Source organism: Bizionia sediminis, assembly GCF_042684585.1.
In the GTDB taxonomy this organism is placed as follows: Bacteria; Bacteroidota; Bacteroidia; order Flavobacteriales; family Flavobacteriaceae; genus Algorimicrobium; species Algorimicrobium sediminis.
Genome location: NZ_JBHULS010000004.1, coordinates 247,181 through 266,223 on the forward strand (window position 1 = coordinate 247,181; position 19,043 = coordinate 266,223).

At 37.1% G+C, this 19,043-nt stretch carries 17 protein-coding genes; 13 read left to right on the forward strand and 4 right to left on the reverse strand.

The features are described 5' to 3' along the window. Positions 1-38: 38 nt before the first annotated feature. The 11 genes from ACFSQP_RS10845 to ACFSQP_RS10895 all read left to right on the forward strand — a co-directional run bounded on the left by ACFSQP_RS10845 (position 39) and on the right by ACFSQP_RS10895 (position 12,850). Positions 39-869 (forward strand): M48 family metallopeptidase, encoded by an 831-nt coding sequence (locus ACFSQP_RS10845; RefSeq protein ID WP_376894297.1) that lies wholly within the window; start codon positions 39-41, stop codon positions 867-869. 57 nt (positions 870-926) lie between these two features. Then, positions 927-2,234, forward strand: coding sequence for an MFS transporter (locus tag ACFSQP_RS10850; protein ID WP_376894299.1), 1,308 nt, complete (start codon positions 927-929; stop codon positions 2,232-2,234). Positions 2,235-2,266: 32 nt separating this feature from the next. Continuing rightward, complete coding sequence (locus ACFSQP_RS10855; protein WP_376894301.1) at positions 2,267-3,124, forward strand: hypothetical protein; 858 nt, start codon at positions 2,267-2,269, stop codon at positions 3,122-3,124. A gap of 265 nt (positions 3,125-3,389) precedes the next feature. Then, a complete protein-coding gene (gene lon, locus ACFSQP_RS10860) occupies positions 3,390-5,840 on the forward strand; it encodes an endopeptidase La (protein WP_376894338.1) in 2,451 nt (816 codons plus the stop codon). A gap of 114 nt (positions 5,841-5,954) precedes the next feature. Next, on the forward strand, positions 5,955-6,974 hold the full coding sequence (gene porQ, locus ACFSQP_RS10865) for a type IX secretion system protein PorQ (protein WP_376894303.1): 1,020 nt from the start codon (positions 5,955-5,957) through the stop codon (positions 6,972-6,974). Beyond that, positions 6,975-7,670: a (d)CMP kinase gene (gene cmk / locus ACFSQP_RS10870; protein WP_376894305.1), complete on the forward strand. Its 696-nt coding sequence runs from the start codon at positions 6,975-6,977 to the stop codon at positions 7,668-7,670. Between the two features lie 283 nt (positions 7,671-7,953). Then, positions 7,954-9,783 carry a 30S ribosomal protein S1 gene (gene rpsA, locus ACFSQP_RS10875; RefSeq protein ID WP_376894307.1) on the forward strand — a complete coding sequence of 610 codons (1,830 nt, stop codon included), beginning with the start codon at positions 7,954-7,956 and terminating at the stop codon, positions 9,781-9,783. Positions 9,784-9,988: 205 nt separating this feature from the next. Then, positions 9,989-10,528 (forward strand): bifunctional pyr operon transcriptional regulator/uracil phosphoribosyltransferase PyrR, encoded by a 540-nt coding sequence (gene pyrR, locus ACFSQP_RS10880; protein WP_376894309.1) that lies wholly within the window; start codon positions 9,989-9,991, stop codon positions 10,526-10,528. A gap of 72 nt (positions 10,529-10,600) precedes the next feature. Next, positions 10,601-11,530: an aspartate carbamoyltransferase catalytic subunit gene (locus ACFSQP_RS10885; protein WP_376894311.1), complete on the forward strand. Its 930-nt coding sequence runs from the start codon at positions 10,601-10,603 to the stop codon at positions 11,528-11,530. A 4-nt stretch (positions 11,531-11,534) separates the two neighbouring features. Beyond that, positions 11,535-11,867 carry a ribonuclease Z gene (locus ACFSQP_RS10890; RefSeq protein ID WP_376894312.1) on the forward strand — a complete coding sequence of 111 codons (333 nt, stop codon included), beginning with the start codon at positions 11,535-11,537 and terminating at the stop codon, positions 11,865-11,867. A 77-nt stretch (positions 11,868-11,944) separates the two neighbouring features. After that, complete coding sequence (locus ACFSQP_RS10895) at positions 11,945-12,850, forward strand: ribonuclease Z (protein ID WP_376894314.1); 906 nt, start codon at positions 11,945-11,947, stop codon at positions 12,848-12,850. Here ACFSQP_RS10895 and ACFSQP_RS10900 read toward each other — a convergent pair. Then, entirely contained in the window at positions 12,840-13,256 is a 417-nt protein-coding gene (locus tag ACFSQP_RS10900; protein WP_376894316.1) for a hypothetical protein, read from the reverse strand. The two genes, ACFSQP_RS10895 and ACFSQP_RS10900, sit on opposite strands and share 11 nt — an antisense overlap. 80 nt (positions 13,257-13,336) lie before the next feature. On the opposite strand from ACFSQP_RS10900, the gene pdxH reads away from it, so the two are divergent. Together pdxH and ACFSQP_RS10910 are read left to right on the forward strand one after the other, a co-directional pair. Further along, positions 13,337-13,984 (forward strand): pyridoxamine 5'-phosphate oxidase, encoded by a 648-nt coding sequence (pdxH, locus tag ACFSQP_RS10905; RefSeq protein WP_376894318.1) that lies wholly within the window; start codon positions 13,337-13,339, stop codon positions 13,982-13,984. A 165-nt stretch (positions 13,985-14,149) separates the two neighbouring features. After that, complete coding sequence (locus ACFSQP_RS10910) at positions 14,150-14,647, forward strand: CAP domain-containing protein (RefSeq protein ID WP_376894320.1); 498 nt, start codon at positions 14,150-14,152, stop codon at positions 14,645-14,647. A gap of 224 nt (positions 14,648-14,871) precedes the next feature. Here ACFSQP_RS10910 and ACFSQP_RS10915 read toward each other — a convergent pair whose 3' ends face one another. From ACFSQP_RS10915 to ACFSQP_RS10925, 3 genes are all read right to left on the reverse strand, one after another. After that, positions 14,872-16,788, reverse strand: coding sequence for an OmpA family protein (locus ACFSQP_RS10915; protein WP_376894322.1), 1,917 nt, complete (start codon positions 16,786-16,788; stop codon positions 14,872-14,874). 11 nt (positions 16,789-16,799) lie between these two features. Further along, entirely contained in the window at positions 16,800-17,729 is a 930-nt protein-coding gene (locus tag ACFSQP_RS10920; RefSeq protein ID WP_376894324.1) for a PorP/SprF family type IX secretion system membrane protein, read from the reverse strand. Positions 17,730-17,739: 10 nt separating this feature from the next. Further along, a partial coding sequence (locus ACFSQP_RS10925; protein WP_376894326.1) for a gliding motility-associated C-terminal domain-containing protein occupies positions 17,740-19,043 on the reverse strand: 1,304 nt, incomplete at its 5' end.

Consider the following 19,043-nt stretch of genomic DNA (forward strand, 5'->3'; position numbering starts at 1 on the left):
TTTATTTTTGTATATTCCGTAATGAAAATTAATATCAAATGACTTACAAACATTATTTATTAGGGCTTTCAGTTTTTATGTTGGCTGTGGCATGTTCTACCAATCCGTTTACTGGAAACCAAACAATGGCTCTGGTCTCTAACGATCAGTTGTTTCCTACCGCTTTTCAGCAATATAATCAGGTGCTTTCTGAAAATAAAGTCATTACAGGTACGCGCCAATCGGAAATGATTAAACGTGTAGGACAGCGTATAGCTGTGGCAGCAGAACGCTGGTTAAAAGCAAACGGACACGCGGGTTATTTAGAGGATTACCGCTGGGAATACACCTTAATAGACTCCGAAATGGTGAATGCTTGGTGCATGCCTGGAGGTAAAATAGCTTTTTACACGGGTATTTTGCCCGTAGCAGAAAATGAAACAGCCATTGCTGCCATTATGGGGCACGAGGTTGCGCATGCTTTAGCCAATCATGGTCAGCAACGTATGAGCGCCGCTTATATTCAGCAGGGAATAGCCTTGGCGGGAAATGCCTTAATTGAGGACGATAAAACCCGCGATATTTTTAATCAATCATACGGTATTGGTTCTCAAGTAGGCGTTATGCTGCCTTTTAGTCGCAGTCACGAAACAGAGGCCGATAAAATTGGCCTAATATTAATGGCTATAGCTGGATATAATCCAGAAGAAGCGCCAAATTTATGGAAACGTATGGATGCCATAAGCGGTGGGCAAGCACCACCAGAATTTTTAAGTACGCATCCAGCAAATGCTTCTAGAATAAGCACGTTAACATCTTTAATACCAAAGGCTAAAGTGGAGGCACAAAAATTTGGTGTTACAGAATTTAGACCGCTAGGAAAATATTAAAGGTTTAAAATTATTTGTTTACTTTAGACGCTGCTCCAAAAAGAGCAGCTTTTTTTTATGAAACAACCACTAGCTAAAGGAAGTAAAAAACTGTTAAATGCCTGGGCCTTTTACGATTGGGCCAATTCGGTTTATACACTAACCATTGCATCGTCCATATTTCCAATTTTTTATTCCGCCTTATTTCTAACCGATATAAAAAAAATATCAGCTTTTGGCTACGAATTTAAGAGCACTGCGCTAATAACTTTTGTAACGGCCTTTACATTTTTATTGGTTTCCGTGCTTTCGCCCATATTGTCTGGAATTGCCGACTATGTTGGAAATAAAAAAACGTTCATGAAGTTTTTTTGTTACCTAGGAGGCATGGGCTGTATTGGCTTGTATTGGTTTAGTTTAGAGGCCATTCACATAAGTTTGTTGTTTTATTTTATGGGGTTAATTGGTTACTGGGGGAGTTTGGTTTTTTACAATTCTTATTTACCCGATATTGCTTTTCCCGAACAACAGGATCGTGTAAGCGCCCGTGGATTTTCATTGGGTTATGTGGGTAGTGTGTTATTGTTGTTGGTTAATCTAGCCATGGTAATGAGTCAGGAAAGCGGCGAAGCTAAAATAACCATGATGCGCTGGTCCTTTGTAATGGTTGGTGTTTGGTGGATTTTATTTAGCCAATATACTTTCTATTTTTTACCAAAAGGCGTTAAAAATGGCCATAAAGTTACGCGTAATGTTATTTTTAATGGGTTTAAAGAATTGCGAATGGTATGGCAACAACTAAAAAACAACCTACTGTTAAAACGGTATTTAGCAGCTTTTTTTGTGTTTAGTATGGCGGTCCAAACCATTATGTTGATAGCTGTTTATTTTGGTGAGGAAGAAATACTATGGGCTAACGATGGTCAAAAAACTATGGGCCTTATCGTAAGTGTTTTGGTTATTCAACTTGTAGCTATTATTGGTGCGGTTTTAACCTCGCGTGCATCCGAAAAATTTGGAAACATAAAAACATTAATTGGCATTAACAGCATCTGGATGGCCTTATGTTTTTGGGCTTATTTTGTAGTTACACCCCTTCATTTTTACTTAACTGCAGGTTTTGTAGGTCTCGTAATGGGCGGTATCCAGTCGTTGGCGCGTTCAACCTATTCAAAATTTTTACCTAATACCGCCGATACCACATCCTATTTTAGTTTTTATGATGTAGCCGAAAAAATAGGAATTGTAATTGGTATGATTATTTTTGCAACCATCGATCAAATTACGGGTAGTATGCGTAATGCTATTTTATTTTTATTTGTATTCTTTTTGTGTGGTATTATACTTTTGTTTAGAGTACCACAAAAGGCAATAGGCAGCAAGTAGTATTTTAAAACAACCAACTTAATTTATTAATAATGACACAGTATTTTAAATCTTTATTTTTTTTAGCAGCATCCTTGGTGTTAATCACCTTTTCATCTTGCGATAACGAACCTTTGGATAATGGGCTTTTAGAAACTGAAAACCAACAAGTAGCATGTCAAAATGCTGTACAAGCAACCGTAGAGGCTGTGGGTAATTTAAGCAACCCTGGCGATGCCGATTACGAAGCCTTGTGTAATGCTTTGCGCCAAGCTTTAGTAAACCAACTTGAAGCTTGCGGCGACCCTACTGGCGAACTTCAGGAAACTATTAACACGCTGGACTGCCAAGGCGCCACGAATCTAACTTGCGAAGATGCCACAGCAGCCACCGCATTGGCAGCCACTGCATACAACGCAGAACCTAATAATGCTACATTATGCAACGCTTATAAATTAGCCCTAGAAAATGAAATTGAACTTTGTGGCGATCCTAATGGTACGTTACAAAATATGATAACCTCTTTAGGTAGCTGCGATGCTGGTGGGGGTAATTCTGCAGGAACTTTAAGTGTAACTACAGGAACTTTAAATATTGTTTTCACAACCTCCAGTGCCGAGCTAAATAATGGTAGGATTGTTGTAAACGGCAGCAGAATTGGAAATGGCGCCAATTACCTAATTTATTTTGAGTTAATTGAAAATGAAACTGGTGTAGATGTTATGCAAAATTTTAAATTAACAGTAAATGGTGGCGAGTTTTTCCCAAATATGGATGGTTTCGACGATTTTACCAATACAATTACCGTAAATGCCAATGGTATAATTCAAGGTAGTTTTGGGGGTATTGTTACTAGAAATGACGGTGCCGATTTAAGTTTATCGCAAGGAACCATAGATTTAGTATATTAAAACTAAATTTCCCGAAACACTAAAAAAAGGCTATCTGTTTAGGTAGTCTTTTTTTATATCTAAAAGGTTATTTTAAGCCTATTTAATTGTTTTAGTAAGAATACAATTCATGGCATATTAATTGAACAACAGGAGTAGATACTTGCTCATAGTAGTTCAATAAGTAGCTAGTAGTAAGTATTTTAATAAGGTGTTAAATTTAAAAACATAAAGAACGTTCTGTTATTATTAATAATTTTATGACAGAATGACTGATAATATATCTATGAAGAAATCTAATTTTTTAAGCCTTGACAGTTTGTCATTTCAAGATTTTGATGAAAATTCAGAATTAATACCCTTAATGACGCCAGAGGATGAAGAAGAAATAAACAACGAAGCACTACCTGAAGCGTTACCAATTTTATCATTGCGTAATACCGTATTGTTCCCCGGTGTTGTCATTCCTATAACTGCAGGCCGCGACAAGTCTATTAAACTTATTAACGATGCCAATAAAAGCACCAAAGTTATTGGTGTGGTATCGCAAAAGGATGAAGGTGTAGAAAACCCAAAAGCTACAGATATTCACCAAACGGGAACCGTAGCACGTATTTTAAAGGTCCTAAAAATGCCGGATGGTAACACTACGGTTATAATTCAAGGTAAAAAGCGTTTTAAAATTAACGAATTGCTGTCCGAAACACCGTATTTAAAAGCTACAATTCAAGATGTGCCTGAAATTCGTCCAGCACAAAACAATACGGAGTTTGAAGCTATAATAGATTCCATAAAAGATTTGGCGCTTCAAATTATAGAGGAAAGTCCTAATATACCAAGTGAAGCGTCATTTGCAATAAAAAACATTCAAAGTAAATCGTTTTTAATAAACTTTGTATCGTCCAACATGAACTTAAGCGTTTCAGAAAAGCAAAGATTATTGGAGATAAACGATTTAAAAGAACGAGCACTCGAAACCTTAAAGTATATGAACATGGAGTTCCAAAAACTGGAGCTTAAAAACGATATACAATCCAAGGTGCAGAGCGATATGAATCAACAACAGCGTGAATATTTCTTACACCAACAAATGAAAACAATCCAGGAGGAATTAGGAGGTGTGAGTCATGACCAAGAGATTGAGGAAATGCGCGCACGCTCCAAAAAAATGAAGTGGGGTAAAAAGGAAGCCAAGCATTTTGAAAAAGAATTGGCCAAGTTACAGCGCATGAATCCGCAAGTGGCAGAATATTCTATTCAACGTAATTATTTAGATTTATTTCTGGACTTACCATGGAATTCTTACAGTAAGGATAAATTCGACTTAAAACGTGCGCAACGTGTGTTGGATCGTGACCATTACGGCTTGGACGATGTTAAACGCCGTATAATAGAGCATTTAGCCGTTGTAAAACTTCGGGGCGATATGCGTTCGCCAATCATTTGTTTATACGGCCCGCCAGGTGTCGGTAAAACATCGTTAGGAAAATCTGTTGCCGAAGCTTTGGGGCGCGAATATGTGCGTATTTCGTTGGGCGGTTTGCGTGACGAGGCTGAAATTCGCGGACACCGAAAAACATACATTGGCGCCATGCCTGGGCGTATTATACAAAGTTTAAAAAAAGCAGGTACATCCAACCCTGTTTTTGTATTAGATGAAATTGATAAGTTGTCTAATTCGCATCAAGGCGACCCCTCGTCTGCAATGTTGGAAGTTTTGGACCCAGAGCAAAACAGCGAATTCCACGATAATTTTCTGGAAATGGGCTTCGATCTTTCCAAAGTCATGTTTATTGCTACTTCCAATAGCTTATCTACTATTCAACCTGCTTTGTTGGATAGAATGGAAATTATAAATGTAACTGGTTATACAATAGAGGAGAAAGTAGAAATAGCCAAACGGCATTTGTTGCCAAAACAACTTAAAGAACACGGACTAACAGATAAGGATTTAAAAATAGCCAAACCGCAATTAGAGAAAATTGTAGAAGGTTACACACGGGAGTCTGGTGTACGTGGACTGGAAAAACAGTTGGCCAAAATGGTGCGCTATGCCGCTAAAAATATAGCCATGGAGGAAAGTTACAATGTAAAAATAAGCAATGATGATATTGTAGAAATTTTAGGTGGCCCTAAAATGGAGCGCGATAAATACGAAAACAATCATGTTGCAGGGGTTGTAACTGGTTTGGCTTGGACCCGTGTTGGTGGTGATATTTTGTTTATTGAATCTATTTTATCCAAAGGCAAAGGCAATTTATCCATAACCGGAAATTTGGGTAAAGTCATGAAAGAATCGGCAACTATTGCCATGGAATATATAAAATCCAATGCCGATAATTTAGGTCTGGATCCCGATATTTTCGACAAGTACAATGTGCACATCCACGTACCAGAAGGTGCCACGCCAAAGGATGGTCCTAGCGCGGGTGTTACCATGCTTACATCGTTAGTGTCATTGTTTACCCAGAAAAAGGTAAAAGCTGGTTTAGCCATGACAGGCGAAATTACACTGCGCGGCAAAGTATTGCCAGTAGGTGGCATTAAAGAAAAAATTCTAGCCGCCAAACGTGCACGTATTAAAGACATTTTACTATGCGAGGATAACCGAAGAGATATTGAAGAAATTAAACCAGAATACTTAAAAGGCTTAACGTTTCATTATGTGTCTGAAATGCGTGAGGTAATAGATATTGCTATTACCAATCAAAAGGTAAAAAACGCCAAAAAATTATAACCTGATTGTTATATAGAAAAACCTCGAAAATTTTTCGAGGTTTTTTTTTGAGTTAAAAATAAATTATACTTGCAGCCGTTTAAAGATAGACGTACGTTTGTTGTATTGCATAATATGTTAAAAAATAGCGCCATTGGTTTTTTATTAATAGCTAGTTTGTCTGCTTTCGGACAGGTTGGGGGCGAGGCAACATATCAGTTTCTTAACTTAATAGCCTCCCCACGCCAAGCGGCATTAGGTGGTAAAGTTTTTACCAACTTGGACTATGATGTGAGCCAGGCATTAACCAATCCGGCAACTATAAATGCGGATATGGATAACCAATTGGCTATAAATTACTCCAGTTATTTGGGAGGTATAAGTTATGGTACTGCGGCTTATGGCTACACTTGGGACAGACGTACACTAACATTTTTTGGAGGAATTTCGTATATTAACTATGGCGATTTTGAAGGTTACGATGAGCAAGGAAATGCTACGGGTGCCTTTACAGGGAACGAAGCGGCTTTGTCCTTTGGTCATTCTAGGCAAATTGGGTACTCCAATTTTTACTTAGGGGGCACCTTAAAAGTTATTACCTCTAAATTAGAACAGTACACATCCTTGGGTGCTGCGCTAGATGCAGGTTTAATGTATGTAGATGAGGATATAGAATTTCAAGCTACTTTGGTGGTCCGTAATTTAGGTATGCAATTTACTACCTATGCCGGCCAAAACGAGCCTTTACCTTTCGAGGTGGCTTTGGGCTTATCGCAAACGCTGGAAAATGTACCGCTTCGTTGGCATGTAACTTTTGAAAACCTTCAAAAATGGCCCATTAGTGTTGCTAATCCGGCACGTGTAGAAACCGATTTAGAAGGCAATCAAACGTCAGAAAAAGTGGGCTTTTTTGGAAATGTTTTGCGACACACCATTTTAGGTGCCGAAATATTTCCAGCAGGTGGTTTTAATATTCGGGTGGGATACAATTTCCGAAAAGGCGAAGAGCTTCGAATTGTAGACAGGCGTAATTTTTCGGGAATTTCTGCTGGAATTGGTTTAAAATTGAATAAATTTCGCTTTAGCTTTTCACATGTACGCTACACAAGCGCTTCCAATGCTAATTTTTTTGGCATGCAAATAGATTTAAGATAGATGCAAAAAATAACAATAGCCATAGACGGGTTTTCTTCAACGGGTAAAAGTACCATAGCCAAACAGCTAGCCAAACATTTGGGTTATATTTATGTCGATACCGGTGCTATGTACCGTGCTGTAACGTATTACGCCATGAAATACGATTTCATTAATGCTACCCATTTTGATGTTGTTGGCTTGGTTTCCAAATTGCACGATATTGTTGTGTATTTTAAACTAAACCAAGAAACAGGTAGTGCCGATGTATACCTAAATGGTGAAAATATAGAGCAAGCTATACGCACATTGGAAGTTTCTAACTTTGTTAGTCAGGTTGCCGCTATTCCGGAGGTGCGATACCAATTGGTTAAGCAGCAACAAAAAATGGGCGCCAAAAAAGGCATTGTAATGGATGGTCGGGATATTGGTACGGTTGTGTTTCCAGAAGCAGAACTAAAAATTTTTATGACAGCTTCCGCCGAAACCCGCGCCACTCGCCGTTTTAATGAACTTATTAATAAAGGTGAAGTGGTTACCTACACAGATGTACTTCACAATATAGAAGAACGTGATTTTTTGGACTCCAATCGGGAAGATTCGCCATTGCGTAAAGCAGCAGATGCCATAGAAATTGATAACTCCAACCTAACCATTGCACAGCAATTTCAAGAAATAGTGAAGTTGGCAGAAGCAGAAATTAAAGCACGCAATTAAATAAGGTAGTCCGTTTAAGCTACAACCAAAACACCCTTTAAACCTGGTAAATTATATAAATTGGTAATATTTAGAAATTTACCTATTGTTTTATTCCATAATTTATAGTATTTTTGCACACCTTTTTGGCGACCGGAGAAAATAAAAAGGCCTAGAAACAAAATATATTTAATCCTTCTGTGTGTTAGTCGCTTAATTTTTCTAAAACAACACAGAATACAAAGCAACATGGTATTAGCAGTAAAATTTAAAAGTAAAATTGTAATACCATTAGAAATTTTAAATGGCTGAAAAAGCAAAACAGGCTGAAGTTGAAGCAACAGAAGCAACAGAAGTAAACAGTACAGATGCACCAGTAGTATCTGAAGCACAAGCAAATCCAGAAAAGTTTTTAAAGGAATTTAATTGGCACAATTACCAAGAAGGTATTGACGAGGTTGAAGATTCTCAATTAAAAGAATTTGAAAAGTTAGTAGCTGAAAATTTTGTAGACACTTTAGATGATGAAGTTGTTGAAGGTGAGGTTATTCACATGACAGATCGCGATGCTATTATTGACATTAACGCAAAGTCGGAAGGTGTTATTTCCTTAAACGAATTTCGTTACAATCCTAATTTAAAAGTTGGCGATAAAGTAGAGGTGTTAATTGATGTGCGTGAGGACGCAACAGGTCAGTTAGTATTATCGCACAGAAAGGCGCGTGTAATTAAGGCATGGGATCGCGTAAATGCAGCGCACGAATCTGGCGAAATTGTAAATGGTTTTGTGAAGTGCAGAACTAAAGGAGGTATGATTGTAGATGTATTTGGTATTGAAGCATTCTTACCAGGTTCTCAAATTGATGTGAAGCCAATTCGCGATTACGATCAGTATGTTAACAAAACAATGGAATTCAAAGTTGTTAAAATCAACCACGAATTTAAAAACGTTGTTGTTTCTCATAAAGCGCTTATTGAAGCTGATATTGAAGAACAGAAGAAAGAAATTATTGGTCAGTTAGAAAAAGGACAAGTACTAGAAGGTGTTGTTAAAAACATTACATCTTACGGTGTCTTTATTGACCTTGGTGGCGTAGATGGTTTAGTACATATTACAGATCTTTCTTGGTCTCGTATTAACCATCCAAATGAAATTGTTGAGTTAGACCAGAAATTAAATGTGGTAATTCTTGATTTTGATGAAAACAAATCTAGAATCCAATTAGGTCTTAAGCAATTATCTAAGCACCCATGGGATGCATTAGGTGAAGACGTTAAAATTGGCGATAAAGTAAAAGGTAAAGTTGTTGTAATTGCAGATTACGGCGCCTTTATTGAAGTGGCCGATGGTGTTGAAGGTTTAATTCACGTATCAGAAATGTCTTGGTCTACACACTTACGTTCAGCACAAGATTTCGTATCTGTTGGCGATGAAGTAGATGCTGTTATTTTAACATTAGATAGAGAAGAGCGTAAAATGTCGCTTGGCATCAAGCAATTAACACCAGACCCATGGACAGATATTACTAAAAAATATCCAGTAGGCTCTAAGCATACAGGTATTGTACGTAACTTTACTAACTTTGGTGTGTTTGTTGAACTAGAAGAAGGTATAGATGGTTTAATTTACATCTCTGATTTATCTTGGACGAAAAAAATTAAGCACCCAAGTGAGTTTTGCAATGTAGGCGATAAGCTGGATGTTGTGGTACTTGAGTTGGATGTAGAAGGTCGTAAATTAAGTTTAGGACACAAACAAACTACTGAAAATCCTTGGGACAAATACGAAACAGAATTTGCCGTAGGAACCGTGCACAAAGCGGAATTAACTGAAATAGTTGACAAAGGTGCAACTATCGATTTTAATGAGGATATTGTAGCGTTCGTTCCGTCTCGTCACCTTGAAAAAGAAGATGGCAAGAAATTGAAAAAAGGCGAAGAAGCTGAATTCAAAATCATTGAGTTTAATAAAGAGTTTAAGCGTGTAGTAGCATCGCATACAGCAATTTTCCGTGAGGAAGAGGCTGCTAATGTAAAAGCTGCTGCTAGTAACGCAGCTGCAGAAGTTAAGCCTACGCTAGGCGACGCTAATGATGCTTTACAAGCTCTTAAAGATAAAATGGAAGGAAAATAATTTTTCCAGCCTAATATAATACCCAAAAGCCTTCAAGAAATTGAAGGCTTTTTTTATACGTTGAACAGAATTAAATATCGTATTTTTTTGTTTTGAAAAATACGATACCCATAAAAACAGCACACTAAAACCATTGAGGAATAAAAGCATTGTACACTCAATTTTTTTACCGTAACTTTGTTCAGCAAACCCGATTAAATAGGCTATGAGTCAGAAAGTGTTACTTAACGCAAAAGAACTTAACATCATTCTTCATCGGTTGGCCTGCCAGCTTATTGAAAACCACAACGACTTTAGTAATACGGTGTTAATAGGCCTTCAGCCGCGCGGTAAATTTCTTGCCAATCGTTTAGCAACAATGCTAAAAGAAGATTATGAAATAAAAAATGTTCAATTGGGGCTTTTAGATATTACCTTCTTTAGAGACGATTTTAGACGTGGCGAAAAAACGCTTGAAGCCAATACTACCGAAATTAATTTTTTAGTGGAAGACAAGAAAATTGTCTTTATAGATGATGTTTTGCACACAGGTAGAAGTATTCGTGCAGCCTTAACAGCCATTCAATCGTTTGGCAGACCGCACGAAATTGAACTTTTAACCTTAATTGACAGACGTTTTAGCAGACATTTACCCATACAACCCAATTACAAGGGCAGGCAGGTGGATGCCATAAATAATGAACGTGTAAAAGTAAATTGGACTGAAAATGAAGGTGAGGACTGTGTTTACTTGGTAAGCCACTAAACCAATGCAACAACATGAATACCAAAGGTACCGACTAGTCAACTATAAACCGCTACTGAAAATTAAAAGCATATGAGCGCATTAAGTGTCAACCACTTATTAGGAATAAAATATCTGAATACCGAGGATATCAAGCTTATTTTTGAAACAGCCGATCATTTTAAAGAAGTGATAAACAGGCCAATTAAAAAAGTCCCTTCGCTTCGCGACATTACCATTGCCAATCTCTTTTTTGAAAATTCTACCCGTACAAAATTATCATTTGAGTTAGCCGAAAAGCGTTTATCTGCCGATGTAATAAATTTTTCGGCCTCACAATCGTCTGTAAAAAAAGGCGAAACACTTATAGATACGGTAAACAATATATTAGCCATGAAAGTGGACATGGTAGTAATGCGACACCCTAATCCTGGTGCCAGCGTATTTTTATCGCAGCATGTAAATGCACGCATTATTAATGCGGGAGATGGCGCCCATGAACATCCCACCCAAGCACTGCTAGATTCTTATTCTATAAGAGAACATTTGGGAGAAGTTGCAGGAAAAAAAGTAGCTATTGTAGGCGATATTTTGCATAGTAGAGTGGCCTTATCCAATATTTTTGCTCTAAAATTACAAGGTGCTGAAGTTATGGTTTGCGGACCCAAAACCTTACTGCCAAAATATATTGCCAATTTGGGTGTAAAAGTAGAAACTAATTTGGAAAAAGCCCTGCAATGGTGCGATGTGGCTAACATGCTACGCGTTCAAAATGAGCGTATGGAGGTAAATTATTTTCCATCAACAAGGGAATATACACAGCAATATGGCGTAACCACAAATTTGCTAAATAAACTAGATAAGCAAATTACTATTATGCATCCCGGACCTATAAATAGGGGTGTTGAAATAACAAGTGAAGTGGCCGATTCAGATCAAGCAATTATTTTGAATCAAGTAGAAAATGGGGTAGCAATACGCATGGCCATTATTTATTTATTGGCATCAAAAATTAAACAATAAGTTTATGATTTTTAATACAGAAAACAACCTTACAATAATTACACAGGAAAAAGCCTCGGTTATCGAATTGGTTAAAAAGTTAGAGGTGCTTTATACGCGCTTCAAAAACGATAATGTAATTGTTAACTTATCTGGTTTAAAGCCAATTAGTGAACAGGAAATTACTGAATTTCTAGAAATATCTCTAAAACATAGGGCATCTAAACATTCCTTTGTTGTTGTTTCTAATTCGGTTAATCTGGATAACATCCCCGATGAATTAGTGGTTGTGCCAAGTCTTCAAGAAGCTCGGGATATCGTAGAAATGGAAGAAATTGAACGGGATTTAGGTTTTTAATAAAACTGGTAATTATTGGTACGGTATAAAGCTTTTTCAAACCCAAATAACCAAACCATGTTACGCAAATATTACGAATGAAACTTACCATTTTAGGTTGCTTTAGCGCTACGCCACGAACGGATACCAATCCAACAGCACAGGTATTGGAAATAAAGAACCATTTATTTTTAATTGACTGTGGTGAAGGGACCCAAGTGGAGCTACGCAGAAATAAAATTAAGTTTGCTAGAATTAAACATATTTTTATTTCGCATTTGCATGGCGATCATTTTTTTGGTTTGGTAGGCTTAATCTCTACCTTTCGGTTGTTAACGCGCGAAACGGAGCTGCATATTTACGGCCCCAAAGGTTTAAAAGATATTATTACCCTGCAAATGAAATTATCTGAATCCTGGACAAATTACCCATTAATATTTCATGAGTTAACGTCCAACCAGTCAGAAATAATTTTTGAAGATGACAAGGTGGAAGTACATACCATTCCTTTAAGCCATAGAATATATACCAACGGTTTTTTATTTAAAGAAAAACCCGGCGAACGTAAACTTGATATGAATGCCGTGTTAAATGCCAATATAGACGTGGCTTATTACCGAAAACTTAAACAAGGTTTTGATGTATATGATAATAGTGGACAGTTATTAGAAAATAAAGCCCTAACCAAAGCGCCTGTTAAACCAAAAAGTTATGCGTTTTGCAGTGATACGGCTTATTCGGAAGCTATAGTTCCTATTATTAGGGGAGCAGACGTGTTGTATCACGAGTCTACTTTTTTAGAAAAACACGCTCATTTAGCTAAACCTACTAAACACAGTACCGCAAAGCAAGCGGCTAGTATAGCCAAACAGGCAGAAGTGGGTAAATTGCTTTTAGGTCATTATTCTACCCGGTATAAAAATTTAAAGGATTTCCAGTTGGAAGCACAAACAGTTTTTGAAAGCGTAGAATTGGCTCAAGATGGAAAAGAATTTACATTTTAAATTCCTTTAAACGTTCCATCCAATAAATAGCCTCGTGCAAACTAGCACATCGTTTAATGGCGTTTTGGGAAAATTGTTTTTCTAGCGTGGCGTTCATAAATCCCATGTGGTTATATACCACAATTGCAGAAGCAACAATAAAGCCAAATTCTTGGTTAAATCGCTGCCAATGGTTTGGATTAATAGAGTAGTGGTTAACCCGGTTAGTTATGTGGCCAATTTTTTTTTGTTTGCCATAAAACGCTACTAAAAAGTTAGACACTTCCTTAATTTTTTTCCAGTCAAAATGAATACCTCTTGCTAATTCTGCAATAAAGTAATTTTCAAATAGATAGTACCTACCAAATGGAAAGTCCACTTTGTAATGCGCTTTTTTGTTAAAATAAATGCTTTCTTCAAATTTCATTCCATTATATATTGCGTAAATTTATGCTACAACAAGTTCATAATTTAATTTATAAAAACAAAAAATAAACCTAACAATCAATGGATAAAGATTTAAGTGATTACAGAAAAACGTATAACAAAGGCGCTTTGTTATTGGAGGAAACTCCGGACAACCCAATGGCGTTGTTTAAAACTTGGTTTCATGAGGTGGATACTAATTTTGAACAAGATGAAACCAATGCCATGACATTGGCTACAATAGGGCCAGACGGGTTTCCAAAAAGTAGAGTGGTACTTTTAAAACGATTTACTTACGAAGGATTTATATTTTTCACAAATTACGAAAGTGAAAAAGGGGTCGCTATTGCAAACAACCCCCATGTGTGTTTATCCTTCTTTTGGCATGGTGCAGAGCGTCAAATTATTATAAAAGGAACTGCGGAAAAGATTGCCGAAAATTTAAGCGATGGTTATTTTGAGTCACGACCGCGCGGTAGTCAATTAGGAGCTATAGCATCCAAACAAAGTAGTATTGTTAAAAGTCGCGAAGTTTTGGAATCGGATTTAAAAGAATTGGAGCAGGCCTACGAGGGGAAAGAAATACCAAGGCCGTCCTATTGGGGAGGCTATATTGTAAAACCTGTAACTATAGAATTTTGGCAAGGAAGACCCAACAGACTTCACGACAGAATCCGTTACCAATTAGATGCCGACTACAATTGGGTAAAGGACAGATTATCGCCTTAAATTACCGATGAATTACATGTTTTAGGTCGCTTCAACAATATTTTACCGATAAAAAACATTAAAAATCGATAAAATGCGTGTTTTTCATCGATTTTAACATAGTGTTAACGGTTGTTTAGATTTATTGGATTTACTTTTAAAATCCCAAATCTAAAATAACCTAAAATGAAACAGCCTACTTTACTACCGGTAATGGCGTTACTAGTCATGTTCATGATTTCCTGTTCGCCAGATGCAATTGACAACAATCCACCTAACATGGATGCGTCCAATTTAGTAGTTCCAGAAACTAAAACGATTGAAATTGAAATTATGGAGCTCATTAATGATCACAGATTAAGCAACGGTATGAATCCGTTGAGTAATGTAGATATTATAAAAGCCCAGGCGTTTAATCATACAGATTATATGGTTACAACGGGAAACGTTTCGCATGCTAATTTTGTACAGCGTAAATTGTTTTTAGAAAATTATTTAGGTGCGCAAGATGTTTCGGAGAACGTTGCCTATGGCTTTACATCGGCACAATCTGTTGTGGCAGCTTGGTTACGAAGCGACAAGCACCGCGAAAATATTGAAGGTGATTTTACCGATTTCGATATTTCGGCGGAACAAAACGAAAATGGTAAGTGGTATTACACTAATATTTTTGTTAAAAAATAATCCCTTATTGCTAGTTTAATAAGCGATATCGTTTGTTTTTCATTCAGTTTAGAATTGAAAAAAACATGTTTAGTAGTTAGTTTAAATTTAAAAGCCACTCCGTTTAAGGAGTGGCTTTTTAGTTAATAAAGATATTAGTTAGGAAGGGTTTAATAATTTGTAAGCTTATTAAATGATTTCACAAGTATCTTTTTAACTGCTAACATTTAAAATTTTACAACTTATTAATTGGCACCAGAAAGGATTATAAATTTAGAACGTCTGTTTTCTTGGTGTTTTTCTTTAGAACATTTAACACCATTGGAACATTCGTTAACCAGTTGGGTTTCGCCATAGCCAATAGCACTTTCAATACGTTCGGTGGCTATACCTCTAGAGTATAAATATTGTTGTGTGGACTTGGCACGTCTGTCCGATAATTTTAAGTTATAGCTATCGCTGCCGCGGCTATCGGTATGCGACTCAATTTTTATAACCATATTAGGATGTGCGCGCATAACGGATACAATATTTTCTAACTCGTAAGCAGCATCTGCTCGTATATCCCATTTATCGAAATCGAAAAATATAGGATTAATTACAATTTCATTATCATTAATTAAAGGTGTTAAATTCAGATCGGCTGTTTGTTTTTCATCTGTAACATTGGTTGTCTGGACATCTTTTTTATCATCCTTATAGTCTGCTTTCATACCTAAAACGGTATATTTTTGGTTACAATTGGCGTCAAATTCATACAAGCCATTTTCAGTACTTGTGGTTTCTGCAACTATTTTACCGGTTTCGTCTATTAGTTGTACCGTGGCGTTGGACAACGGTGTTAATAGCTTTAAGTCTCTAACCGTTCCTGTTATAACTTGCTTGCAGGGTTGGGCAATAAAGCCATAAATATCATCGCTACCTTTACCATTTGGACGGTTGGAGGAGAAGTATCCTTTTTGGGTATCGTTATTAATGTAATAAGCAAAATCATCAAAGCCACTATTATAAGGGGCGCCCAAGTTTTGGACATTTGCATTGGCATCGTTTAAAACATCGGTTTTAAAAATATCTAGCAATCCTAAATTTAAAAAACCATCCGATGAAAAATAAAGGGTATTATCTTTAGCTACAAATGGAAACATTTCGCGACCTTCTGTATTCACTTTTGGGCCTAAATTTTCAGGTGTTCCGTAGGTATCGCCATCAATGGAAACACGGTATATATCCGTTTGTCCATAGCCTCCTTCGCGGTCCGACACAAAATATAAGGTTTTGTTATCTGGGCTTAAAGCCGGATGACCAGTAGAAAAATTAACACCATTAAAAGGCAACTCAATAATATCTCCCCAGTTGCCATTATCTTTTTTGGTAGCTCTGTAAATATTTAAGTTAGAGGTACCTTGTTTATCATAAACGGCACGGTTTTTTTTGTTTACGTTATACCGTGTAAAATACATAGTCTTGCCATCAGCGGTAATGGCTACACTAGCTTCATGCACATTTTTACGATCTTTTCCTTTGAAATCTATTTGAATTGGATTTGAGATGCTATCCATACCGTCATTCATAGGTTTGATATCGGCCGCATAAATATCTAGAAAAGGTTCGTTATTCCAACTGTATATAGCATTTTCTGTATTTTGAGCAGATGCAAAATAAAATCTGTTATCAAATACATATGGACCAAAATCGGAGTAGGGTGTGTTAATATCTAAATTCACAGTTTTTACATCAAGCCCTTCGCGGTTTTTCAAGGACTCGTATAGTGCGATATTGCTAGCACGTAGTTCATCCACGCGGCTGTCATCGTTTTGGATGTCTTTAAATTGTACTAGCCACTTGTCGGCCTCTTCAAAATTACCCATACTTCGTTGCGTTTGGATATATTTATAAATGTACTCTGGGTTTATCTTATCGTATTTTTTTAGAGCCAGTGCGTACCAAAGTGCTGCATTTTCGGTGTCGGAATTGTTGTAATAACTATCGCCCAGGCGTGTTAAAACATGCATACTACTGTCACCTCTTTTAACTGTTTCTTTGTATAATTCGGCAGCTTTCACATAAGAGAAATTCTCAAAAAATATGTCGGCTACGCGTTTTTGCGAGAATAGAAACGTACTACTTAACGCAACAATGGTGAATATAATTTTAGTTTTCATGCGATTATATTTTAAAAGTATCTAGGTGATTTGATTCGTTTTGTTTTGAATAATTCAAACATGACCAATATTTCATGGGTACCACCGGTATAAGCATTTAAATCGGATATAGGATACTCATAGGCATAACCAATTCTGAATTGTTTTGAAACTTGAAAATCTGCAATTCCTGCAATAGCAGATGTTTGATTATCCACTCGGTAGCCACCACCGACCCAGAATTTTTCATAGAATAAAAAATTCGCTGTTAAATCGAAGGACACGGGTGCGCCATTGGTTGCTTTTACTAAAAACGCAGGTTTAAGCTTGGTGTTTTGGCTTAAGGTAAACACATAACCACCTGTTAGGTAGTAACTAACGCGCTCTAAAGCAGCATAGTCTTGCCCAATGCCATTCTCGTCGTTGTAATCGTTAGTTAATATGCGTGGAGCCGAGAGACCCAAATACCATTTAGCAGAATGCCAATATACACCGGCACCAATATTTGGATCCCAACGATCATCAATTCCATATATACTTGGGTCGTTACCAGATTGGTCCACGGCATTGCGGTCTAGGTTGTAGCTAGTAAAACCAGCTTTAATACCAAAGGCTAATTCTGTGTTGGAGCCAGTTTTTATAGTATAGGAGAAATCGCCATACAAATACGAAAAGCGTTCGTCACCTAACTTATCATTTATGAAGGATACACCTAAACCTATTTTATCATTCCTTAAAGGTGAATGCACCGATAGGGTTTGGGTTATAGGTCCTCCGTCAAAGCCAACCCATTGACTTCTATGCAAACCAACCACGCTTATGGTTTCACGGCTTCCTGCGTAAGCTGGGTTAATGGAAATCGTGTTGTACATGTACTGTGTGAACTGTGGTAATTGTTGAGCAACACCAACTGTACAACTAAATAACGCGATTGCAATAATGCTATATTTAAAAATTTTCATAGGTTAGAATTTATTTAGTTCCTACGTAGAAGTATCCTGTAATAGGTTTAAATCCACTATTTTTTACGTTTATAATATAATAGTATGTTCCGTTTGGTACCGTATCGGCACCACCTACAGATGCTTTGTGTGCTGTACCATTCCAGTCATTTTGGTAATTAGTTGCTTTGTAAACAATAGCTCCCCATCTGTTAAATACTTGAACATCGTATGTAAAGCCACAAGAGTCTACACCTGTAATTTCAAAGTATTCATTCCACTGATCACCGTTTGGTGTTATAGCGGTAGAGATTTTAATATTTTCTCTTTCACAATCGTCTGGTGCTAATACCACACAATCATCGTTAACGTTTATAGTTACACGGGTAGTAGTGGTACAGCCGTTATCCATAACGGTATAAGTAAATATATAGTCTCCTAGTTCTTTGTTCAGTGGGTCAAATAGACTACCATCAAGGCTTGTGTTGCCAGAAACAATTGTCCAGGTACCTGTTGTATTTGTTCCGTTGTAATAATCAAATAAATCGACTACTCCATCTTCAGTACAACGATCGTCATTTATGTTTACAATATTATTTTCGTTCGTTACGTAAACAGCTTGACTGTATTGTGCTTGGTTACCACAGGCATCTTCTACCGTCCAATTCCAAATTATTTCGTAGTCGGTTTCAGAGCCATCAGAGGTATTGACTTCTTCAAAGTTTACAATGTTTACCTCATTTGAGCACTCCTCAAATTCTAATTCCGGTACTTGTGGTATATCAGAACAATTCACGAATAAATCAGACAAGTCATTTAGCGCTACAGGAGCCGTAGTATCAGATACGGTAATTGTTTGAGAAACTGATGATGTGTTGTTGCAACCATCTGTAAATGTCCAAGTACGTGTAATGATAATGTTACAAGCATCTTCATCCATTGTAGAGTCTGTTGCTACACCAAATATTTCAGCACCACAGTTATCAATTGCTACTAACTCTTGTGCAGCAGGCACTTCCGAGATACACTCGTAAGTTACATCGGCAGGTGCAGCAGGTGCTACTGGAGCCGTAGTATCAGATACAGTGATTGTTTGAGAAACGGACGATGTGTTATCGCAAGCATCTGTAAATGTCCAGGTACGTGTAATTAAAATGTTACAAGCGTCAGTATTTTCCAGAACATCAGAAGACACACCAATAATAGTGCCACCACAATTATCTGTTGCGGTCAATTCTTGCGCCACTGGTACTTCCGAGATACACTCGTAAGTTACATCGGCAGGCGCAGCAGGCGCTACAGGAGCCGTAGTATCAGATACCGTAATTGTTTGAG

Excerpts from the sequence above, each read along its gene's own strand:
- ACFSQP_RS10845 (WP_376894297.1), top strand. The coding sequence starts at position 39 with ATGACTTACAAACATTATTTATTAGGGCTTTCAGTTTTTATGTTGGCT.
- ACFSQP_RS10850 (WP_376894299.1), top strand. The coding sequence starts at position 927 with ATGAAACAACCACTAGCTAAAGGAAGTAAAAAACTGTTAAATGCCTGG.
- ACFSQP_RS10855 (WP_376894301.1), top strand. The coding sequence starts at position 2,267 with ATGACACAGTATTTTAAATCTTTATTTTTTTTAGCAGCATCCTTGGTG.
- lon (WP_376894338.1), top strand. The coding sequence starts at position 3,390 with ATGAAGAAATCTAATTTTTTAAGCCTTGACAGTTTGTCATTTCAAGAT.
- porQ (WP_376894303.1), top strand. The coding sequence starts at position 5,955 with ATGTTAAAAAATAGCGCCATTGGTTTTTTATTAATAGCTAGTTTGTCT.
- cmk (WP_376894305.1), top strand. The coding sequence starts at position 6,975 with ATGCAAAAAATAACAATAGCCATAGACGGGTTTTCTTCAACGGGTAAA.
- rpsA (WP_376894307.1), top strand. The coding sequence starts at position 7,954 with ATGGCTGAAAAAGCAAAACAGGCTGAAGTTGAAGCAACAGAAGCAACA.
- pyrR (WP_376894309.1), top strand. The coding sequence starts at position 9,989 with ATGAGTCAGAAAGTGTTACTTAACGCAAAAGAACTTAACATCATTCTT.
- ACFSQP_RS10885 (WP_376894311.1), top strand. The coding sequence starts at position 10,601 with ATGAGCGCATTAAGTGTCAACCACTTATTAGGAATAAAATATCTGAAT.
- ACFSQP_RS10890 (WP_376894312.1), top strand. The coding sequence starts at position 11,535 with ATGATTTTTAATACAGAAAACAACCTTACAATAATTACACAGGAAAAA.
- ACFSQP_RS10895 (WP_376894314.1), top strand. The coding sequence starts at position 11,945 with ATGAAACTTACCATTTTAGGTTGCTTTAGCGCTACGCCACGAACGGAT.
- ACFSQP_RS10900 (WP_376894316.1), bottom strand. The coding sequence starts at position 13,256 with ATGAAATTTGAAGAAAGCATTTATTTTAACAAAAAAGCGCATTACAAA.
- pdxH (WP_376894318.1), top strand. The coding sequence starts at position 13,337 with ATGGATAAAGATTTAAGTGATTACAGAAAAACGTATAACAAAGGCGCT.
- ACFSQP_RS10910 (WP_376894320.1), top strand. The coding sequence starts at position 14,150 with ATGAAACAGCCTACTTTACTACCGGTAATGGCGTTACTAGTCATGTTC.
- ACFSQP_RS10915 (WP_376894322.1), bottom strand. The coding sequence starts at position 16,788 with ATGAAAACTAAAATTATATTCACCATTGTTGCGTTAAGTAGTACGTTT.
- ACFSQP_RS10920 (WP_376894324.1), bottom strand. The coding sequence starts at position 17,729 with ATGAAAATTTTTAAATATAGCATTATTGCAATCGCGTTATTTAGTTGT.